Here is a 20,188-nt window from a genome sequence, read left to right as displayed (position 1 = left end):
AATCGATGTCACGTAACGTAGCCATTGTCGGACGCCCCAACGTGGGGAAGAGCCGTCTATTCAACCGCTTGGCCAAGCGGCGCGTGACCATCGTGCACGACCAACCCGGCATCACGCGCGACGTGATCAGTTTCGATGTGGCCGATGGCGGTTACACGCTGCTCGACACCGGCGGTCTCGGGCTGGTCGGCGGGGAGAGCACCGCCGAGCTCACGGCCGCGTCCGAACAACAGGTCGACTTCGCCATCGCGGCCGCCGATTTGATCTTGTTCGTCGTCGACGGGATCGAGGGGCTCACTGCGCTCGACACCCGCATTGCCTCGATGCTGCGTCGTTCCAAAAAGACCGTGCAGGTCGTCATCAACAAGGCCGATTTCGGAGAGGAGAAAATTGATTTCGCGGACATCTATCGGCTCGGCCTCGGGGAGCCGGTGCAGGTCTCAGCCGAACACGGACGCGGAGAGGCCGACCTGCGCGAAACCATCATTTCCCATATCGGCCCCCCCGTCCCGGAGGACGAAGACACCGCCGACAAAACCGCCCGGGATCCCCTCTGCGTCTGTTTCATCGGACGGCCGAATGTCGGCAAGTCCTCCCTGAGCAACCGGTTGTTGAAGAGCGATCGTTTGATCGTGAGTGCGACCGCGGGCACCACCCGCGATGCCGTGGAACTTCCGTTTCAGTTCAAGGCCCGCAACAACAAGCTGATCGACTTCACGTTGATCGATACCGCCGGCATCAAGGCCAATACGAAACTCGCTTCGCCGGTCGAATATTTTTCGCGGTTGCGCGCCCTCGATTCGATCCAGAAAGCCGACGTCATTTACATGGTTGTCGACGCGCTGGAAGGCATCACTCAGCAGGACAAAGCCATTGCGGGCGAAGCCGTCAAGGAGAGCAAACCCATCATCGTCGTGGTGAATAAATGGGACCTCGTGCTCGAAGCCTTCAAGGACGACGACATCTCCACGCAGATGTATAAAAACGAGCGCGACTACCGGGAAAAATACGAGAAGGCCCTGTTTGAGCGGCTGTTCTTCACTCCCGGTTCACCGGTCATTTTTGTGTCGGCGGTCAGCGCATTCGAGATCGATCGCATGCTCAATTCGGCGGTCAAAATCAACCGGTTGCTCGACATGAAGATTCCGACGGCGCGGCTCAACGCGTTGATTGTGAAACTCACCGAGCGCATGCCGCCGCCCGCCATCGGAGGCCGCCGTTTTAAGATCTACTACGCCACCCAGACCGGCAACCGCCCGTTTCGTTTTCGCATTTTCTGCAATCGCGAGGAGAAGTTGCCCGAGAACTACCGGCGCTATCTCGAACGCGGTATCGTCAACGAATTTGGCCTGGAAGGCTGTCCGATGTTGTTCCGGCTGATCGGGAAGGAAAAGCACAAGGACCGCGGCAAACACGGTCCGTTGCGCAAATCCACCAAACCACCGGCGGGTGGGGCTGGCGCGGACGACGATTTCGGCGACGGATTTGAGACCCTTGAAGACTGAGCCGCTGAAAGTCGTGTTCATGGGGTCCGACCCCATCGCCCTGCCGCTCCTTGATTGGCTCATGGGCGAAGGGGACGCAAAAGTTCGTATTACGAACATTTACACCCAGCCCGACCGTCCGGTGGGCCGGGGGCAGAAGGTGGTGGCCAACGGTATCAAGCAGTGGGCGATCGCACACGGCATACCGGTGCGGCAGCCGGAGAAGCTCACGGCCGCCGAGCGCGAAGCACTGGCGGCGGATTCACCCGATGTCGCGTTGGTGATGGCGTATGGGCACATCCTCCGGGAGGCGTTTATCGAGACGCCGCGACTCGGCACGCTCAATTTGCATGCGTCTCTGCTGCCGCATTACCGCGGGGCTTCGCCGATCCAGTGCGCGGTGGCCAGCGGCGATGCAGAAACCGGGGTCGCTTTAATGCGCATTGTGCGCGAACTCGATGCGGGGCCGGTCGCCGATATGGAGCGTGTCAGCATTGAACCGCACGACACGGCGCTCGACGTGGAGGCCAAACTCTCGGCTGCTTGCGTGCCGCTGGTGGCGCGCAATCTCGCCGCCCTCGCCGCCGGCACCCTCGAGTTTACCGAACAAGACCACGCTGCGGCGACGTTCTGCCGTCGGCTGGTCAAGGACGACGGGGTGATCGATTTTTCGCGCCCGGCCGCCGAAGTGGCCGTCCGCATCAACGGCCTGTTCCCATGGCCGGGATGTCGGATCGAGATCGCGGGGCAGATTGTTAAGTTGGGCTTGGCCGAAGTGGCCGAAGCGGCGGGTGAAATCGGCCACGTCCTGCCTGCGCCCGACGACACCCTCGTCGTGGGCTGCGGGGAGGGGAGTGTGCGATTGCTGCGCCTCCAGCGTCCCGGAGGGCGAATGTTGTCGGCACCTGATTTTCTGCGCGGGTTTCCGGTTGAACCGGGGACCGTGCTACCGTCGAGGCCCATGCCTCCGCTCGTCACGCGGAGCCACAAGTGAGCTAGACTGCGAGATATCGTTCGCGCCGACCATCCGTCCGATCTCGCGGCTCGTCTCCTCTCGATCGTTTCCTGACAAGCCGCTTGTTTTCGCGAGGGCTTTTTCCCAAACTGTCCGTCCATGATGAAATCAGCGTTGATTGGACTGCTGACTTTGGTCGCGAGCGCCCCGGTTTTCGCCCAAGTTCAGCAACAGCAAAGTTTAGGCGGAACGGTGGCCGGTTTACGTGAAGACGTGCGCCTCCTCTCGCAACGCATGGGCAGCATGGCCCTGCGCATCGAACAACTGGAACGTGAAAACGCGGCGTTGATGGGAGCCACGGATGGACTCGAAACCACCTACGCAACCGTTTCCCAACTCAACGATGCCGTGGCCGAGATCAATCAATCGATCCGCTCCGGCGACAGCACGACGCGCTCCCAATTAAGCGCCGCGATCCAAAAGCTCGCCCAGGAAACCAACAGCGCCCTCGACGACCTGGCCAAGAACCTGACGGTGCGAAAGACGATTAGCACGCCCACGTTTACCGACGATTTTCCCAAGGAGGGCTTGAGTTACACCATTCAAAAAGGCGACACACTCTCGAGCATCGCGAGCCGGTTTAAATCCACCATTAAGGACATTCAGAACGCCAACCGGATCACCGATCCGACCAAGATCCAGGTCGGCCAGACGCTTTTCATTCCGGGCGGAAACTAATTACCATGGCAGCTTCAAAATCCCGCCTCGGTCGCGGCCTCGGCGGACTTATCGCCGGTGCCGCTTCGAAATCCCCCACCGCCCAAGCCGCCGCGAAAACTGTCGGACCGCTGAAGAGCGGCTCCGGCAAAGCGTCGGACAATCAAGCCTCCCCGGCGCCAGCCGCCGGGTTCGAAGACATCACGGTCACCCAGATCGAGCCGAGCCCGTATCAGGCCCGCCGTGAAATCAAACCCGAGCACCTCAGTGAACTCGCGGAGAGCATCAAGGCCGAGGGTCTGCTCCAACCGATCGTCGTTCGTAAACTCAAGGCGGGGAAATATGAGCTCATCGCGGGTGAACGTCGTTGGCGCGCTTATCAGGTGCTCAAACTCAAGACGATTCCGGCGCGGGTCGTCGAAGCCAGCAACGCGTCATCCGCCGCGTTGGGCCTGATCGAGAATTTGCAGCGCGAAGGCCTCAACGCGATCGAAGAAGCTTACGGTTACGCCAGCTTGATTCGCGATTTTGATCTCACGCAGGAACAGGCCTCCGACCGGGTGGGGAAGAGTCGCGCCAGCGTGGCGAACACGTTGCGCTTGCTGAATCTCGATGCCGAACTCCAGGGCTACGTCGCCAAATCCATTTTGAGTGTAGGTCATGCCAAGGTGTTGCTGGGCGTGGAAGCGCCCGCCGAACGCGCCATCATGGCGCGCCGCGTGATCGAGGATGGGTTGAGTGTGCGCGGCACCGAAAAACTGGTGCAGGACAAAAAAGCCGGGGGCAGCGGCGGCAAGAAATCCGCCCAAAAGGGCGGCACCCCCGCCGAAGCTGCGGCCATCAACGGCATTGAGAAAAAACTTACGTCCCACCTCGGGGCGCGGGTGGCGCTCAAACATTCCGGTAAACGCGGACAGATCGTTATCCGATACGCCGGGAACGACGACCTCCAGCGCATCCTCGAACGACTCGGCTTGGAGGCTTGATTCGGAGGCGGCGGAACCGACCTGACCCTGGCATTGACAAGACCCGGGGCAAACTGATCAGTTAACCCTTTTCCATGAATCTCCTCATCGCGCTCTTCACGCTTGTTCTGATCGTTGTATCCCTCGCCATGGTGCTTTTGGTCCTGATGCAAAAGGCCAAAAACGACGGCGGTATGGGCTCCGCCTTGGGTGGTGGCGCCGCCGAAGCCACCTTCGGAGCCGACACCGGCAACGTGCTTACCGGCGCGACGATCAAGGCCGCGATCGCGTTCTTCGTGCTCAGCCTGCTGCTCTACTTGGGCCATATTTACGTGCGTAACAACGCGGTTGCCGAAGCTGAGTCCGCGCTGCCGACCATCGAAGCCCCGGCCGATGCCTCCACTGCGACGCCCGACGACCTCTTCGCTCCCGCCACGATGGATGCGATGGAAGCCAATGGCGAAGCCGTGAAGACCACCGTCGAAAATGCCGCCGCCGAGGAAGTCCCGGCGACCACGGAACCCGGCAACTGATTTCCGAGTCTGCGCCTGTTCATGACGCGCAGTTTCTCATTTCAATTTTGGCAGACCGCCGTGGTGGTCTGCCTTTTTTGTGGTTCGGTTGGGACCGCATCGGCCCAGCATAAACGAAACCGCTTGGAGCCGCGTTACATCTCGGTGCAGGATGCCGACCCGGCAAGGGGGCGCGAGATCATGGCCACCTTTCGCGGCCTGGGTCTGCCGGGGGACTATTTCCTTGAGTTCGACCTCGAAGTGCTCCCGCGCAAGGGAGAGCGCTCCGTGGTGACGGGGCGGATGTGGGGATCGCGCACCATCCAAGGACCCGTATTTCGGGCCAGTATCAATGCGCCGGTCGACGGCGCGGAGTCCGAAGTGTTGTTGGGCCAAAACGGACCGGAATCCGCCGCCTGGCGCTACCAGGCGGATGAACCGACGGCGCAGGTCGAGCGATTGAGTGCCGCGCAACTACTGGATCCCATCGGCGCGACCAATCTGTCCATGTTCGAGCTGCAGATGCCGTTCGTTTACTGGGACGACTTTGTTTACGAAGGGGTGACCAAAGTGCGAGGCCGGGCGGTGCATGCGTTTTTGATGTATCCACCGGCTGAATTCGCGGCGGCCCACGATCACATCGCGGGCGTGCGGTTGCACTTGGATGCGCAGTTCAATGCACTCGTGCAGGCCGTGATTCTCGACGCTGACGAACAACCGCAGCGCAAACTCACGGTGCTCGACCTCAAAAAACTCGGCGATCAGTGGATCGTGAAATCGATCGACGTGCGTGAAGAGGCCACCCGCGACAAGGTGCGGTTCGAGGTCACCGGTGCCGCGCTCGACCTCGATTTTGCGCCCGGCTTGTTTGCGCCGGCAGCATTGAGCGATGCCGTGCGCAGCCCGGCACGGGTGGAGCGGTTTTAGGAGCCCCCCCCGATAGCAGGGGACTTTCGAACGAGCTGAGCCACTCCTCGGCGGACGACGTGGGAGTCGTCCCTCCGGAGGTTGAGCTCGAGCTCTGTTTAACTCAGTTTCCTCCTGTAAAAACTACTACCGGCTGATTGCGCGGGGAGGAGACCGAAAGGCTCAGTAGGGCAGTCCGTCTTAGACTTGGTAGGTCTGGCCTGGCACGGGATCGAGGACCTTGATGTCGGGGCCGCGGGCGGCGAACTGACCTTCGAACCACTTGCGAGCTGCCGGGTCGCCGTGGGTGAGCACGACGGCGCGGGGGGTGGCTTGTAGTGCGAATTCGAGCAACTCTTCGCGCTCGGCATGACCGCTCAGTTCATAGCGTTCGATGCGGGCCTTGACCTTCGAGCGCACGTGCACGGTTTCGAAGATGAAGTCGTCGCCGGGTTTGCACTCCAGCAGTTTCCCGCCGGGGGTGTCCGGATCGCAGTAACCGACAAAGCCGATGGTGTTGCGGTGGTGGCCAAGGAGACCCGAGGCGAGGGCGTAGCTGGGCGTGTTTTCCACCAGCATGCCGGAGCTCACCACGAACAAACCGTTGCGCTGCGGATCCTGACCTGGCGTCACCTTGCGGGGAAGGGCCTTGAGCTTGAGTTCCTTGAGCGTCGAACGATTGAACTGCACGTGCTGGGTCTTGCGGCGAATCTCGTCGAAGTAGTCGCACAGCGCGATGCCGAGGCCAGAACCAATGATCGGGCAGTCGACGAGTTTACCGAAACGTCGGGCATCGTGGAGAATCGTTAAAATCTCCTGCATGCGCCCAAGGGCAAATACCGGCAGGAGAAAAGATCCGCCGCGGCCGATGGTGTCGTTGATGGACTTGATCAGCGCGTCGACCTCGTGCACGCGCTCCTTGCCAACCTCGCGCTCTGTGAGACCGCGCGTGGTTTCGGTGACGATGGTATCGAAGTGACCGGTGGGAAAATGGGCGCCGGGGAGGGTGCGCAGGTTGTCGAACAACACGTCACCGGTGAAAAAGATGCCGCGATGTTTGTGGCGCACCTCGAGGGCGCACGCGCCGGCGACGTGACCGGCCGGGTGGAGCACGATCTCGATTTCATGGCGCGGATCAACGCCGTGAAAACGTTTCACCATGCCAAAGTTCAGGCCGACCATGCGACGCGCGCAGCGGTCGATTTCCTCGTGGGAGAAAAGCGGATACTCCGGAATATCGTTCTCCTCTTTCTGCCGCTTCATCACGTTGGTCGAGTTGTGCAGCATGCGCTCGATGAGGATGCGACTCGATGCCGTCATGATGACCGGAGCATCGGGAAATTCGCGCATCGCCACCGGCACACTGCCGATATGATCCAAGTGGCAGTGCGTAATAACGATGAGATCGACGCGCTCGCCGCGGATTTTTCCGAAGTCAGGTGTGGCGACGCGGCCGACGTGCTTGGGATTTAAGCCGCTGTCTATGAGTAAATTAACGCCGCCAATTTGAACGAACAAGCAGTTGGCACCGATACCGCCCTGGCGGTTGAGATCGAGTAGTTTCATTTTTGTAAAGGATCAGCGAGGGCCATGCCTACCGACGGAGCAAGACCAACTTTCCCCCGCCGATCTTACGACGCGTGGGCGTCGTCCGGGATCTTCATCTCGAACGGCGGCAGGATGACGTGGATTCGTGCTCCCGTGTCGTCGGTGCCATGAAAGCTCCCGACGACCTGCGCATTGCAGCCGGTGACGTGGTAGCTGTTGTAGGAAAACGATTCGCCGGGCTCGAGGTGCGGAGTCTCGCCCACGATCTTGTCGCCTTCGATCACGAGGCGTTCACCGTCGGTTTGTTGCACGACCCATTTGCGTCCGAGCAAGTCGACCGCGTGGTCGGAACCGTTGTGAACCGTAATGAAGTAGACGAACGCGTGCGGTTTGTCCGGGGGGAGGCAGGAACCGCCGTGGTGGTAAACCAAGCGATCCAAACGAGCGATGAGTCCGGGCAATTCCGAAGAGACGGGCACGCGGAGAAACAGATGCGGCGGCGGCGGGGATGCAAACCGGATTCGCGGGGAATTCCGTTGCGAAGGCGAAGAGGAGGCAGATCGTGCGCCAAGATGGTCGCCGATCTCAGTCACGTTGCGTTGCTCGCCCTGTTGGGCACCGGGCACTGCGTGGGCATGTGCGGCGCGTTCGCGATCGCGGCCGGCAGCGGCACGGGAGGGCGGGCGCGGTGGTGGGCTCGACAGGTGGCGTATCAAGTCGGCAAAGGGCTGGGTTACGTTTTCGTCGGCGTCGCGGTCATGGCGGCCACACGACTCATCGCCACGCGGGCACCGATCGAGCAAGTGCAGGGCGCGATCGGATGGGGCGTGGGCCTGGTCATGATCGCGCTGGGCCTGAGCCAATTGTTCGAACGCCGGATGCCGCAGGCGTTTCTGCGGTGGTGGCAGGGTTCGCGAGCGTGCGGGGTGATGCGCGGGCTCGGCCAATCATCCTCGGCGTTCAAAGGGCTGCTCATCGGCTGGATCAACGGCTTCCTGCCGTGTGGTCTGTCGTTTGCGGCGCTGCTGTATCTGGTCGGCACGCAATCGGTGACGACGTTGGTGGCGGGCGCGTTGGTATTTAGCCTCGCGACACTGCCCGGCTTGGCGGCGACGGCGTGGTTGTTGCCCAAACTGGGTGGAGCCGGGCGCCAGTGGTTGATGCGGGCGGCGGGCGTGCTTTTGATCGCGCTGGGTGGGTTGACGATCGTGCGGAATCGACCCGCCGTGCATCACTGGTTCCACGAGCACCTGATGTGGAGCGCGGATGGAGAAAACACGACTCCGGACCATCATCACTAGGATGAGGTAGGGCGGTTTCGCCGAAACCGCCGAACGCAGCTACTCAAGAAGGAAGCCTCGGTTCTCTGCCTCGGCGTGCTCGGCGCGCACGCCCCAACTTTTGCGACTCCGACAGACCTCTCCACCAATCCGGTCTTGCCAGTATTTTGGGTGGACCGCACAAAGCCGGTTCAATGGAAAAACTGGCCCTTCTTTCGGTGAGCGACAAAAGCGGCGTGGTGGAATTTGCCACCGCATTGGTGCAGCAGCACGGCTACCGGCTGCTCTCGACGGGGGGGACGGCCCGTCTTTTGGCGGAGAAAGGCCTGCCCGTCACGGAAGTGAGCGATCACACCGGTTTCCCCGAAATGATGGAAGGTCGCGTGAAAACGCTGCATCCCAAAATCCACGGCGGCTTGCTCTGCCGTCGCGACAAAGCCGACCATCTCGACGCCGCCAAAGCGCACGACATCGCGTTGATCGATTTGGTGGTGGTGAACCTCTATCCGTTCGAGGAAACGGTGGCGAAAGCGGACGTCACGCGGGAGGAGGCGATCGAGAATATCGATATCGGTGGTCCGTCGATGTTGCGCAGCGCGGCCAAAAATCACGAGGCGGTCACCGTCGTGTGCGATCCGGCCGACTACGACGTCGTGCTCGAAGCCATGGGCGACGACTCGGCCATGGCGCAACTTCGTCGTGATCTTGCGCTGAAAGTGTTTCAACGCACGGCCAGCTACGATGCCGCGATCGCCGCTTATTTGGAATCGCAGGCCGACGAGCCCGACTTGGAAGCACTCAGCGGTTTTCCGGCGGTGTTGTCCATGGACCTCGAAAAGGCGCAGGAACTGCGCTACGGCGAGAACCCGCACCAAAAGGCCGCCCTCTACGGCACGTTCCACGAACATTTTGAGCAGCTGCAAGGCAAGGCGCTCAGCTATAACAACATCCTCGATATCACTTCGGCGACATACCTCATCGGTGAATTCGAGCGGCCGACCGTGGCCATTCTCAAGCACACCAACCCGTGCGGCGTCGCCAGTGCCGACACGTTGGAGGCAGCCTGGGAAGATGCGTTCGCGACGGACCGCCAGGCTCCGTTTGGCGGCATCATCATCGTCAATCAAACCATGGGCCCGGAACTCGCCGCGACCATCGCGGGGATCTTCACCGAAGTGATCATTGCCCCCCGTTTTACCGACGAAGCGTTGGCTATTTTTGCCAAGAAAAAGAATCTGCGCCTCATGATTGCCAAGGACGGCATCGGGGCGGACTCGCTGCAGGAAGTGCGCTCGGTCATCGGTGGCGTGCTGCTGCAGGACCGCGATCGCACGCTCGGTAAAGTGGCCGACTTCAAGGTCGTGACGAAACGTCAGCCCACCGAGGAAGAGTGGGCGGCCATGTTGTTCGGTTGGAAAATCGGCAAGCACGTGAAGTCCAACTCGATCGTCTATTGCAATGGCGAGCGCACGCTCGGCGTTGGGGCTGGCCAAATGGCTCGCGTCGACAGCTCGCGCATCGCGGTGTGGAAAGCGGGCGAAGCCGGGCTCGACCTCAAAGGTTCGGTGGTCGCTAGCGAAGCCCTGTTTCCGTTCGCGGATGGCCTCATTGCGGCGGCCGATGCCGGTGCGACCTGCGCGATTCAGCCGGGCGGTTCGGTGCGTGATGCCGAAGTCATTGCCGCGGCCGACGAGCGCGACATGGCGATGGTCTTCACGGGCATTCGCCACTTTAAGCATTAATTGCAACCGGCGTGCAGCGAGAGTTGCACGCCGCGGGACAGTTCGTTTGCTGGAGAGCATGAAACGCCTGCCACTGCTCGCCCTGATCGGAGTCCTCGCCGCATTTTTCGGTGGCTGCACGACGGTCCCGGAAACCGGCCGCCGGCAGATCATCATCACCTCGCCCGCCGAGGAAGCGCAGATGGGGCTCAGCGCCTTTGCTCAGATCAAGGAGAGTGAACCAATTTCGACCAACGTGATGGCTAACGATCGCATCACGCGCATCGGCCGTCGCATTGCCCGCTCCGTGGGACGCGATTTGCCTAATGCCAACTGGGAGTTCGTGGTTTTCGAGTCCAATGAACTCAACGCGTTCGCGCTTCCAGGTGGCAAGGTGGGCGTTTACACTGGCCTGATCAATTTGGCGGAATCGGACGACGAGTTGGCCGCCGTGATGGGGCACGAAATCGCGCACGTTTCATCGCGCCATTCCGGCGAACGTTATTCCCAGCAAATTTTGGCCGCCGGACTCACGGTCGTGGCTGACGAAGGCATGAAGATGGCGGAGATGGATCCGCAGAAACGTCAAATTGCGATGGCCACCATTGGCGGCGGCGCCCAAGTCGGACTGCTCAAATATTCGCGGGTTCATGAATCCGAGGCCGATACGATCGGCGTGCGTTTTGCCGCAGGCGCAGGCTACGATCCCCGGGCGGCGATCACCTTTTGGCAGCGCATGCAAAAGGCCAATGAAGGCCGGGCGGAACCTTGGGAACTGCTTTCCACGCACCCGTCCAACGCGACTCGGATTCGCAATCTTCAGCAAATCGCCCCGAAATACGTGCCGCTCTATTTGGAGACCAAGGCGAAGATCGAGAATGGCACATTCTACGACGAACCCGCGTCGGTGACTGATACGGAAATCGGCGCGCCCTAATATTCGGCAGCTGCCGGAGCTTTCCGGCTAGCGGTTGCGGGGAGGCTCGGACAGATTCGGGACATGTTTGATCCCGTTGAAAAACTGAAAGAATTCATCCGGCACCCGAGCGTGTCCGCCGATTCGGCCTTCGCCGATGGCATGAAGGGCGCGCAAAGTTTTGTGTCGGAGCTGCTGCAATCGATCGGCTTCGAAGTCGAGGTCGTGCAGACGGACCTGCATCCGATCATCCTCGCCAGCCGGGGCACGGATCCGTCTTGGCCTCACGTCATCATCTACGGCCACTACGACGTGCAACCGGCCGATCCCTTGAATCTGTGGGAGTCCGAGGCGTTTGAGCCGGAGCAGCGCGGGGATCGCCTCTACGGGCGTGGCACGGCTGATAACAAGGGGCCGTTGATGACGCACATCGCCGCCGTGGGCAAATTGTTGGAAGCAGAGCCGGACTTGCCGCTGCGCATCACTTTCATGATCGAGGGTGAAGAGGAAATGGGCAGCCCGAGCTTTCCGAAATTTTTAGAGCAATACAGCGAACGCCTCAAGCAGGCCGATCTCGTGTTCCTGTCCGATACCGGCATCCCGAGCGAGGATCAGGTCGTGATTACGTGCGGGCTGCGCGGGCTCGTGCTGTTCGATATCGAAGTAACGACCGCGAAGTCGGACCTGCATTCCGGTCTGCATGGCGGCGTGCTGCGCAACCCCATTCAAGCGCTGACGGAGGTGTGTGCCTCGCTGCATGGCCCCGACGGCCGCGTCAATGTCCCGGGGTTTTACGACGACGTGCTCGACGTCGAACCATGGGAAAAGGACGAACTGGTGAAATACGGCACCGACACCGAAGCCTACCGCAAATTTCTCGGTATTCCCGCATTCTACACGGCGGAAGGTTTCACGCCGTTCGAAGCGGTGCGCTTCATGCCCACGCTTGATTTCAACGGCATCGGCGGTGGTTACCAAGGCGAAGGCTCCAAGACGGTCATCCCGAGCAAGGCCATGGCCAAAGTGAGCTGCCGTTTGGTGGCCAACCAGGATCCGAAAAAGATACGGCAATTGGTCTACGCCGCGATTCGCGAGCGCGCTCCGAAGGACGTGACGCTTCGTCTCATCGATCAACACGAAGGCACGCCTTACGTGGTGGTGCCGCCGGATCGGTCCAACACCCCGGCGGATCAGTCTCCCGTGCTGGCAGACGCCTTCCGCGCAGCCGATACCGCCATTGCGGACGTCTTTGGTAAACCGCCGTTGTATCTGCGGGAAGGTGGCAGTGTGCCCATCATCGCGGACATCAAGCGGGTGCTCGGGCTCGACTCGGTGATGTTTGGGCTGTTCCTGCCGGAAGACAATCTGCACGCGCCCAACGAGAGCTTCCATCTCGGCGTAATGGAACGCGGCATGAAGGTGAGCGAGCAAGTGCTGCGCAAATTGGCCGGCCGGTAATTTTCGCGACGTTCGCGCCTCATTCGCCACTACGGCGAGCCGATCAGGGTAGGGCGGTTTCGCCGAAACCGCCGAACACATCGAATCGGCAATCGGGGGCGGGCCTCCCCCCCCGTAATACCGCAACGGCGCGCTCGGCGAGCACGCCCTACCCGGAGTGGCGCTCGGGAGTGGCGCTTGAGAGTGGCGCTTGGGAACGGCGCTGGGGAGCAGCGCCAACGCGAACGAATCAGATCCCCGTTTCAGCGCCCAAAAAAGCCCGGCCGTTTCCGGTCGGGCTTTTTTTGGGAAAATCGAGGCGATCTATCGCTTCAGAATCACGAGGTCGACGCGGCGATCCTGGGAGGCCTGGGCGGCGTCGCTGTTTTCGACGGCTTCGAGGTCACCCTTGGAGGCCGTTTCCAAACGGGACATGCCGACGCCGGCGGTCTCGAGGAATTGGCGGGCCGCACCGGCACGGCGGTCGCCGAGGCCGAGATTGTATTCCGCGGTGCCTTTCCAGTCACAATGACCTTCAAGCAGGAGACGGTATTGCGGGTTGGCGTTGAGGTAGTCGATGGCGGCTTCGAGCTTGATGCGCTCGGAAGGCTTGATGCCGGACTGGTCGAAGTCGAAATAGACGGGCTCAAGGAGACCACGGATCATGTCGTCGGTTTCGATGACGCCACCGCGTGTTTCCAAGACGCTGTCGTAGTCGCCCAAGAGGGGGTCACCCGTGTAGACGTCGCCCGGGTTGAGCAGATTGTCGCTGAAGCCGGCGCCGCCATTGGCACCACCCGGGCCAATCATGGTCGAGCCAGGATCGGGGCGCACCGGTTTCTTGTTACAGCCGGTGAGGCCGAGGGTCGCGATGGTCAGGACGAGAACAAGTTTCTTGGCAAATACGCTCATGAGTCGGGGAAAGGACGATTGAGTTGTCCTTATCGGGGATGGCATTTCGGTGAGCAAGATATTTAACCGAAACGTGTCCAGCTTTGCCCCTTCAATTTGCCTGTTGTTCGACAATGGATCACTGCGTGCCGCTTCGACGCTGAGTTTGCGAGAGACCGCCAAGGCGCTGCAGCCTCGCATCGACGTGCCGGTGAAAGCCGTGTCGCTGCTGCATTCCAGCGGCGTATCCGCGGATCAACTCGGCGGTGTTAACGCGGAACTCGTCGAACCGTTTTTACAGAGGTGGGCCGAGAGCGGAGGCCAGAACGTATTGCTGCTGCCCTTGTTCTTCGGACCCAGTGCGGCGCTGACTGAATACCTGCCGGAACGTTTGGAGGCGCAGCGGAAAAAGTATCCGGCGGTGCGCGTGAGGTTGGCCGCGCCTCTGGTCCAAGCCGGCGATGATTCCGCGGCGTTGGTTGCTCGGGCCATTCACCGGGAAGTGAAGGGGACGGTGGCCGATCACGCGCTCACCAACCCTCGCGTTTTACTCACGGATCATGGCAGCCCGCAACCGGCGGTGGCGCATGTGCGCGATTTGATTGCCGGAGAATTGGGCGCACTTGTGCGCGATGAAAATTTCAGCGTCCGAGCCACCTCGATGGAACGTAGAGCGGGTCCGGACTATGCCTTTAACGATCCGTTACTCGAACAAGCCCTCGCGGAAATCGGGGCGTCGGGCGGAGGCGACGTCGTCGTGGCGTTGCAATTTCTCCAAGCCGGTCGTCATGCCGGCATGGCGGGCGACATTGCCCAAATTTGTGCGACGGCAGCGGAAAAATATCCGCGCCTGCGCATCAAAATCACAAAGGTGATCGGGCGAGCTCCCGAAGTGCAGGAGCTGCTGTGGCGCCGCTGGCAGGCGGCGATCTCATCCGATGCTTAAAGCGTGGTCTTGGACTCGATGAGTCCGATTTCCACGGCGTAACGCGTCAGGCTGGCGACGTCGTGGAGATTGAGCTTCCGCATCAAATTGGTGCGGTGGTTGTCCACCGTTTTCACGCTGATCCCGAGCTTCAGCGCGATTTCCTTGGTGCTGTGGCTCTCGGCCACGAGCTGAAGGATCTCGCGTTCGCGATCGGTGAGGAAATCGGCGGTGGAACTGGCGGCGGGGTTGGCGACCACATTCCGCAGCAACGAGGCCACCGTGGGGCCGAAGTAGGTGCCACCGTTGGCGACCGTCTCGAGGCCCTTTTTGAATTCGAACAAGCCGGCGGTTTTTTCCACGAAACCATGCGCGCCCGATTCGAGCATTTCACGCACGAGCACGGGATTTTCATAACCGGAAAAGACGAGCACTCGCAGATTGGGCAGCTGCCGGACAACGCGGCGCAGGAGGTCCACACCGTTTAATCCCGGGAGTTTGGCATCGAGCACGATAAGGTCCGGTTTTTTCTCCAAGCAAAGGGCGAGGGCGCTTTGCCCGTCTCCGCTTTCCCCGACCAGATCGTAGTCCGGCTCCAGACGAAGGATCTCGACCAGCATCTCTCGGATGGCGGTTTGGTCTTCAATTATGATCAGACGTTTCATAGGGCGGTAACTTCTTGTATCAGTGCAGCTACGGACGATTAGGCAAATGTAAAACGATGCCTCACTCCGAAGCGTTCCGCGAAAGCCGAATTCGTGAAGAGAGTGCCAAGATTAAGGTGAAATTAAACTCGAGAGGTGGTGGGTCGACAGGGACTCGAACCCTGAACCAATTGATTAAAAGTCAACTGCTCTACCGATTGAGCTATCGACCCATTCCCTCGAGAAGGAGGGGAAATACGTTTTTAGGTCCGAAAATTGGCAAGATATTTTTTGAAATCTCCATGGATAAACCTGCCAAAGGCGTTTTAATGCCAAGCGTTTGAATTCAATCGATTCATCAGATCCCCGAAAAGCATCTCCCGCTAAAACTATGGGAACAAACCCCGAGACGGAACGTCCTACTTCGGATAATTCCATGTCGACCAAAGCGCAAGAAGTAGCCCTGGACCAATCGCTTGTCCACCGTTTCAAGAACGGGGACCAAGCGGCATTTGAAGAAATGGTGAGCCGGTATTGGGATCGGATTTATGCGATGGTGCACCAGTTGTTGCGCAATCCGCAGGATGCCGAGGAGGTCACCCAGGACGCGTTTATCCGCGCCCATCGTGGTCTGGTGAATTTTCGCGGAGACTCCGCGTTTTCCACGTGGCTTTATCAGATCGCCACCAATCTGGCGCGCAACCGCTACTGGTATTGGTGGCGCCGCAAGCGCGACAAAACGATCTCGTTCGACCAGCCGGTGGGAGACGATAACAGCACACCACTCGCGGATATTTTTGTCACGGAGGCCGAAACCCCCGAAGACGCCACGATCACACAGGAACTGGTCGACTCCATTGCCGACGGCATGGAGAAACTCAGTCCCAAGCACCGCGAGATCCTGATTTTACGCAACGTAAAGAACCTAACGTATGAAGAGATCGCCGAGATTCTCGACATATCCATCGGCACGGTAAAAAGCCGAATCGCGCGAGCTCGGGAGAGCCTGCGCAGCAAGCTCGGGGAGGACTTCCAATGAACGACGAACGTTTTATCGAACAACTGAATCTCTACATCGACCGGGAGCTCTCCCAGGACGATGTGCGTGAAATCGAGGCGGCCATCGCCGCTTCACCGGAGCGTCAAAAAATCTACGCCCAATATTGCAAAGTGGAGCGGGCCTGTCAGCAGGTGTTTGCTCCCGTCGGCCAAGCGCCCCGGCCTTCCATCGCCGCATTGGTCGCGGCCGCCGAAGCTGAGGAGGAGGCCGAAGTGGTCGCATTCCGTCCCGCCGCGGCTGCTCCCGCCCGGAGCTCCGGTTGGGGGTGGGGAGCCGCTACCGGTCTCGTGGCCGCCTGCGCCGCATTTGCCGTCTATTTTGGCTCGCTGCAGTCGGATCCGGCGCTCGATGCCTTGCAAGGTGGCCAGATGGCGACCGTCACCCCGAGCTCCGAAGCAACCCGCCTGGGGTTGGATGACGATTATACGGCCGCAAACCGCCAATCGGACGCTTATCGCACCGTGCTGTTTCTTGAGCAATCGCCGGGCGAGAATGCCCAAACATTGCGCGTAGCCGCCCACAGCGCCTCGGATGACCCGTTGGCGTGGATGGCTCGCATGCAGTTTGCGCCCATCCGGCCGATTCAAGTCGACTCACTGGAATTCAAGACCGCCCAGCCCATGCCGGTGCGCAGCTTGAGTGCCTTCGCTTACCCTTACCCGGGGCTGGACGACTCCCCTCCGATCTCCGAGTCGGCGGCGTTTGAATTCCAACGCTAAATCTTACCGGCGCGTCGCACTCGACGCGCCTTTTTTTTAGGGGGAGAGTGGAGAACGGCTCAGCGGCCGAGTGCGCGCTTGATCAACTGCTCCGTCGTCGGCGTGCCGCCGAGAGCCACCATCGCTTGGCGCACCGCTTTGTCGGCATCGGCTGTCTTGTAACCGAGCACCGTCAGCGCGGCCACGGCATCCGTCACCACCCCGCCGGTCGCCGGTGCGGGCGACGCGGCTGATCCGCCTCCCGCCACCGGTGAAGTGGCGTTGGCAGGCGCACCGACGCGGCTGCGGAGTTCAACCACCAGGCGCTCGGCAGTTTTTTTGCCGATGCCGGGGCATTTGGAAAGCGTGGCAACGTCACCGTCGCGGATGGCGCTCTCCAGCAGCGGTAACGAGAGCCGGCTCATGATGCTCAACGCCACCTTGGGACCGACGCCGCTCACGTGCTCAATCAGCAGGCGAAAGAAATCGCGATCCTCGGTAGCCGCGAAGCCATAGAGGGTCTGTGAGTCCTCCCGATACACCACATGGGTGTGGAGCTTAACGACTTCGCCCGGACCGGGCAGCCGTTCCGCCGTGGTGACGGGAATATGCACTTCGTAGCCGAGGCCGTTGAGCTCCACGACGGCGCGGAGCGGAGAGATTTCGGCCAACGGACCGGTGATCGAAGTAATCATAAATTTTCCTAGTCCAGCCCGAGCACGTGCTGCATGTCGTAAACGCCGGCGGGTTGATTCGACACCCACTGTGCGGCGCGCATGGCACCGCGCGCGAAGATGCCGCGGTCCGTCGCCTTGTGCGTCAGTTCCAGGCGTTCACCCAACGCTGCAAACATGGCGGTGTGCTCGCCCACCACATCACCACCGCGCAAGGCATGCACGCCGACTTCGGAGTCGGTGCGTTCGCCGGGGATACCGTGACGGCCGTGGCGCAGCGCGTTCTCGTCGAGGTTTCGCTCTTCGAGGATAATTTCCAACATCCGCGCCGCCGTGCCACTGGGCGCGTCTTTCTTGAAGCGGTGATGCATCTCGATCACCTCGGCGTCGTAATCCGACCCGAGCACGGCCGCCGCCCGACGGGTGAGGGCAAAGAGCAAATTGACGCCCACGGAATAGTTGCCGGCCCACACGCAGGGAATGGCCGCCGCTTTGGCACTCAGTTGGGCTTTGGTTTCGAAGGAGTGTCCGGTGGTGCCGATCACGAGTGCCTTCCGCGCTGCGACGGTGAGATCGATCACCGTTTCCGTGACGGCGTGGAAACTGAAATCGATCACGACGTCGCCCTGGGCGATGCCGGCGGCGAGGTCGTCGCCTTGATCGAGCGTGGCGACGACGGGGAGCGAGAGCGTTTCGGCGGCGGTGATGAGCGATTGGCCCATGCGGCCGGCGGAACCAATGATGACAAGTCGGGGGGCACTCATGGTCGTCACGATCAGAGGTTGGCGAGGGTCGCCGTCAGCTTGGCGGCGTTTTCCGGCGAGATGTCGCACAGCGGCAGACGCACCTCGGCGGAGCCGATCATTTTGCGCGCCTTCATGGCGGTTTTGACCGGCACGGGATTCGGCTCGATGAAAAGCGTTTTGAAAATCGGGTAGAGTTTCCGGTGCAGCTTCGTGGCTTTGGTGAAATCATTCGCCGCGGCGAGGTTGACCATCTTGATCACCTGCCGTGGCAACAAGTTGGACGCGACGCTGATCACGCCCTCGGCCCCCACGGACATGAAGGGCAGGGTGAGGGCATCGTCGCCGCTGAGCACGGTGATGTCGCGACCGAGCGCCTGCTTGAGTTGATCGACTCGATCCACCGAACCGCCGGCCTCTTTGATGTAGCGGACATGCGGATACTTGGCGCGGAGTTTTTCCACGGTGCCGACGCTGATGTCGATGCCGCACCGACTGGGAATCGAGTAAAGCACGATGGGGCGATCCGTGGCTTCGGCCACTTGGGAAAAGTGCAGGAACAGACCGGCGGGGCTGGGCTTGTTGTAGTAGGGTGCGACGACCAGCATGGCATCGGCACCGGCATCGTGAGCCCGCTTGGTCAGGGCGACCGCCTCGCGGGTGGAGTTGGAACCCGTGCCGGCAATGACCGGAACTTTGCCGGCCACGGTGTCGACCACGGTGCGGATGACATCGAGGTGTTCTTCGTGGGTGAGCGTGGGTGATTCGCCGGTCGTGCCGACGGGGACGAGACCGCTGATGCCGGCCCGGAGCTGCGCTTTGACCAGTTTTTGCAAGTCGCCCGATGCGACGCGACCCCGTGAAAACGGGGTCACCAATGCGGTAATTGTGCCGGTGATGGAGGGCTGCTTCATAGGACGTCGTAGGGTAAATGGACCTTGCCCAGCAAACCACGCCACTTTACCAAGACCGCAACCCTTTTCTGGGTATCTTTCACCGTCATGACCCCTCATACCGAGATCTTTAACGACTTGCTCAAACTGGCGGTCGACAGCGGCGTCAGCGATGTCGTCATCAAAACCAACAAGCCGGGATACGTGAGATTGGCGGGTAAACTCAAGCCGGTGGACATGGATCCCATCACCGGTGAGGAGGCTAAGGCGTGGGTCGACGAGCACGTGCCGCGCGTCTTTAAACCGCTGTGGGAAGAGAACAATCAGGTCGACTTTGCGTATGCGACCGAAGGGATCGGCCGCTTTCGCGTAAATGCATTCTACCAACGCGGCACGGTCAGCGTGGTGTTGCGGCACATTAAGAGCAAAGTGCCGGAGTTCGACGAACTGGGTCTCAATGGTGAACCGTTGCTCAATCTCGCGAAATCCAAAGATGGCATCCTCCTCATCTGTGGGGCCACGGGATCGGGCAAGAGCTCCACCATGGCGGCCATGCTCAACTGGATTAACCGCAACCTGGACCGACACATCGTCACGATCGAGGACCCGATCGAATACACGTTTGTCGACGACAAATCCGTTTTCCAACAGCGGGAGATCGGCACCGACGTCCCTAACTTCGACTTGGCCATCAAAGCCGTTTTGCGCCAAAACCCCGATATCATCCTCATCGGTGAGATGCGCGATCGCGAGACGTTCGAGACTGCGATCTCGGCGGCGGAAACGGGGCATTTGGTGTTCTCCACCATGCATGCGGCGACGGTCGCGCAATCGCTCACCCGTTTGTTTGAGTTTTTCCCACCGGAACAACTGGCCCAAGCCCGGCGCCAAATCGCCGGATCGCTGCGCGGCTTCATTTGCCAAAAACTCATTCCCACCATTGAAGGCGAGGGGCGGGTGCCGGCCACGGAGGTGATGGCGGCGGACCAAACCGTGAAAAACCTCATCCTCGAAGGGGAGAACGAAAAAATCCAAGGATTGCTCAATGGAGGCACGGATTCCGCCAGCCACTCGTTCAACCGCGACATCATGCGACTCATCAAGGAAGGGAAGATCAGCAAAGCCGATGGCGTGCGCTATTCGCCGAACCCGCAGGCCCTGGAGATGAACCTCAAGGGCATCTTCTTCAAATAACCCGATTCCCGCAGTTGAGCACAAC

General features: G+C 60.6%; 21 protein-coding genes and 1 tRNA gene. 14 read left to right on the top strand and 8 right to left on the bottom strand.

Features of this window, described 5'->3' with window-relative positions:
- Window positions 1-5 precede the first annotated feature (5 nt).
- The 6 genes from der (at window position 6) to PXH66_RS08460 (ending at window position 5,560) form a co-directional block, all read left to right on the top strand.
- Window positions 6-1,505, top strand: coding sequence for a ribosome biogenesis GTPase Der (der, locus tag PXH66_RS08485; RefSeq protein ID WP_330929637.1), 1,500 nt, complete (start codon window positions 6-8; stop codon window positions 1,503-1,505).
- Entirely contained in the window at window positions 1,495-2,478 is a 984-nt protein-coding gene (gene fmt / locus PXH66_RS08480) for a methionyl-tRNA formyltransferase (protein ID WP_330929636.1), read from the top strand. Before der ends, fmt begins: the two co-directional genes overlap by 11 nt.
- 120 nt (window positions 2,479-2,598) lie before the next feature.
- Window positions 2,599-3,177 carry a LysM peptidoglycan-binding domain-containing protein gene (locus tag PXH66_RS08475; RefSeq protein WP_330929635.1) on the top strand — a complete coding sequence of 193 codons (579 nt, stop codon included), beginning with the start codon at window positions 2,599-2,601 and terminating at the stop codon, window positions 3,175-3,177.
- 5 nt (window positions 3,178-3,182) lie between these two features.
- Window positions 3,183-4,142: a ParB/RepB/Spo0J family partition protein gene (locus PXH66_RS08470; protein WP_330929634.1), complete on the top strand. Its 960-nt coding sequence runs from the start codon at window positions 3,183-3,185 to the stop codon at window positions 4,140-4,142.
- A 74-nt stretch (window positions 4,143-4,216) separates the two neighbouring features.
- Window positions 4,217-4,654, top strand: coding sequence for a preprotein translocase subunit SecG (gene secG, locus PXH66_RS08465; RefSeq protein WP_330929633.1), 438 nt, complete (start codon window positions 4,217-4,219; stop codon window positions 4,652-4,654).
- 180 nt (window positions 4,655-4,834) lie between these two features.
- A complete protein-coding gene (locus PXH66_RS08460; protein WP_330929632.1) occupies window positions 4,835-5,560 on the top strand; it encodes a hypothetical protein in 726 nt (241 codons plus the stop codon).
- Window positions 5,561-5,740: 180 nt separating this feature from the next.
- Here PXH66_RS08460 and PXH66_RS08455 read toward each other — a convergent pair whose 3' ends face one another.
- Entirely contained in the window at window positions 5,741-7,105 is a 1,365-nt protein-coding gene (locus tag PXH66_RS08455; protein ID WP_330929631.1) for an MBL fold metallo-hydrolase, read from the bottom strand.
- 65 nt (window positions 7,106-7,170) lie between these two features.
- Entirely contained in the window at window positions 7,171-7,566 is a 396-nt protein-coding gene (locus PXH66_RS08450; protein ID WP_330929630.1) for an ApaG domain-containing protein, read from the bottom strand.
- Between the two features lie 93 nt (window positions 7,567-7,659).
- Between PXH66_RS08450 and PXH66_RS08445 the strand changes: the two genes are divergently transcribed.
- The 4 genes from PXH66_RS08445 (at window position 7,660) to PXH66_RS08430 (ending at window position 12,462) form a co-directional block, all read left to right on the top strand.
- Window positions 7,660-8,388, top strand: a complete 729-nt coding sequence (locus tag PXH66_RS08445; RefSeq protein ID WP_330929629.1) for a sulfite exporter TauE/SafE family protein — start codon at window positions 7,660-7,662, stop codon at window positions 8,386-8,388.
- A 173-nt stretch (window positions 8,389-8,561) separates the two neighbouring features.
- On the top strand, window positions 8,562-10,109 hold the full coding sequence (purH, locus tag PXH66_RS08440; protein WP_330929628.1) for a bifunctional phosphoribosylaminoimidazolecarboxamide formyltransferase/IMP cyclohydrolase: 1,548 nt from the start codon (window positions 8,562-8,564) through the stop codon (window positions 10,107-10,109).
- A 58-nt stretch (window positions 10,110-10,167) separates the two neighbouring features.
- On the top strand, window positions 10,168-11,025 hold the full coding sequence (locus PXH66_RS08435) for a M48 family metallopeptidase (protein ID WP_330929627.1): 858 nt from the start codon (window positions 10,168-10,170) through the stop codon (window positions 11,023-11,025).
- A gap of 63 nt (window positions 11,026-11,088) precedes the next feature.
- Complete coding sequence (locus PXH66_RS08430; RefSeq protein WP_330929626.1) at window positions 11,089-12,462, top strand: M20/M25/M40 family metallo-hydrolase; 1,374 nt, start codon at window positions 11,089-11,091, stop codon at window positions 12,460-12,462.
- Window positions 12,463-12,765: 303 nt separating this feature from the next.
- Here PXH66_RS08430 and PXH66_RS08425 read toward each other — a convergent pair whose 3' ends face one another.
- The gene (locus PXH66_RS08425; RefSeq protein WP_330929625.1) at window positions 12,766-13,353 is read right to left on the bottom strand and encodes an OmpA family protein; all 588 of its coding nucleotides are present in this window, start codon (window positions 13,351-13,353) and stop codon (window positions 12,766-12,768) included.
- Between the two features lie 73 nt (window positions 13,354-13,426).
- Here PXH66_RS08425 and PXH66_RS08420 point away from each other — a divergent pair, with 73 nt between their 5' ends.
- Window positions 13,427-14,278, top strand: a complete 852-nt coding sequence (locus PXH66_RS08420; protein WP_330929624.1) for a sirohydrochlorin chelatase — start codon at window positions 13,427-13,429, stop codon at window positions 14,276-14,278.
- Here the strand turns inward: PXH66_RS08420 and PXH66_RS08415 are convergent.
- Both PXH66_RS08415 and PXH66_RS08410 read right to left on the bottom strand, forming a co-directional pair.
- Window positions 14,275-14,922: a response regulator gene (locus PXH66_RS08415; protein ID WP_330929623.1), complete on the bottom strand. Its 648-nt coding sequence runs from the start codon at window positions 14,920-14,922 to the stop codon at window positions 14,275-14,277. The genes PXH66_RS08420 and PXH66_RS08415 overlap by 4 nt on opposite strands.
- 136 nt (window positions 14,923-15,058) lie before the next feature.
- Window positions 15,059-15,134, bottom strand: a tRNA-Lys gene (locus PXH66_RS08410).
- 203 nt (window positions 15,135-15,337) lie between these two features.
- Here PXH66_RS08410 and PXH66_RS08405 point away from each other — a divergent pair.
- Together PXH66_RS08405 and PXH66_RS08400 are read left to right on the top strand one after the other, a co-directional pair.
- Window positions 15,338-15,940, top strand: coding sequence for an RNA polymerase sigma factor (locus tag PXH66_RS08405; RefSeq protein ID WP_330929622.1), 603 nt, complete (start codon window positions 15,338-15,340; stop codon window positions 15,938-15,940).
- Complete coding sequence (locus tag PXH66_RS08400) at window positions 15,937-16,680, top strand: anti-sigma factor family protein (protein ID WP_330929621.1); 744 nt, start codon at window positions 15,937-15,939, stop codon at window positions 16,678-16,680. The genes PXH66_RS08405 and PXH66_RS08400 overlap by 4 nt, the downstream gene beginning before the upstream one ends.
- A gap of 59 nt (window positions 16,681-16,739) precedes the next feature.
- Here the strand turns inward: PXH66_RS08400 and ruvA are convergent, their stop codons facing one another.
- From ruvA to dapA, 3 genes are read right to left on the bottom strand one after another with little or no spacing between them, the layout of a single operon-like run.
- The gene (gene ruvA / locus PXH66_RS08395; RefSeq protein ID WP_330929620.1) at window positions 16,740-17,354 is read right to left on the bottom strand and encodes a Holliday junction branch migration protein RuvA; all 615 of its coding nucleotides are present in this window, start codon (window positions 17,352-17,354) and stop codon (window positions 16,740-16,742) included.
- Window positions 17,355-17,362: 8 nt separating this feature from the next.
- Entirely contained in the window at window positions 17,363-18,097 is a 735-nt protein-coding gene (dapB, locus tag PXH66_RS08390; RefSeq protein ID WP_330929619.1) for a 4-hydroxy-tetrahydrodipicolinate reductase, read from the bottom strand.
- Between the two features lie 11 nt (window positions 18,098-18,108).
- Window positions 18,109-18,990 carry a 4-hydroxy-tetrahydrodipicolinate synthase gene (dapA, locus tag PXH66_RS08385; protein ID WP_330929618.1) on the bottom strand — a complete coding sequence of 294 codons (882 nt, stop codon included), beginning with the start codon at window positions 18,988-18,990 and terminating at the stop codon, window positions 18,109-18,111.
- 87 nt (window positions 18,991-19,077) lie between these two features.
- Between dapA and PXH66_RS08380 the strand changes: the two genes are divergently transcribed.
- A complete protein-coding gene (locus tag PXH66_RS08380) occupies window positions 19,078-20,163 on the top strand; it encodes a type IV pilus twitching motility protein PilT (protein ID WP_330929617.1) in 1,086 nt (361 codons plus the stop codon).
- Window positions 20,164-20,188 lie beyond the last annotated feature (25 nt).

The sequence above is a fragment of the Synoicihabitans lomoniglobus genome (assembly GCF_029023725.1).
Taxonomy (GTDB): Bacteria; Verrucomicrobiota; Verrucomicrobiia; order Opitutales; family Opitutaceae; genus Actomonas; species Actomonas lomonigloba.
Note: the sequence above shows the minus strand (reverse complement) of the source record. Positions and strands in the feature narration are given on the sequence as shown.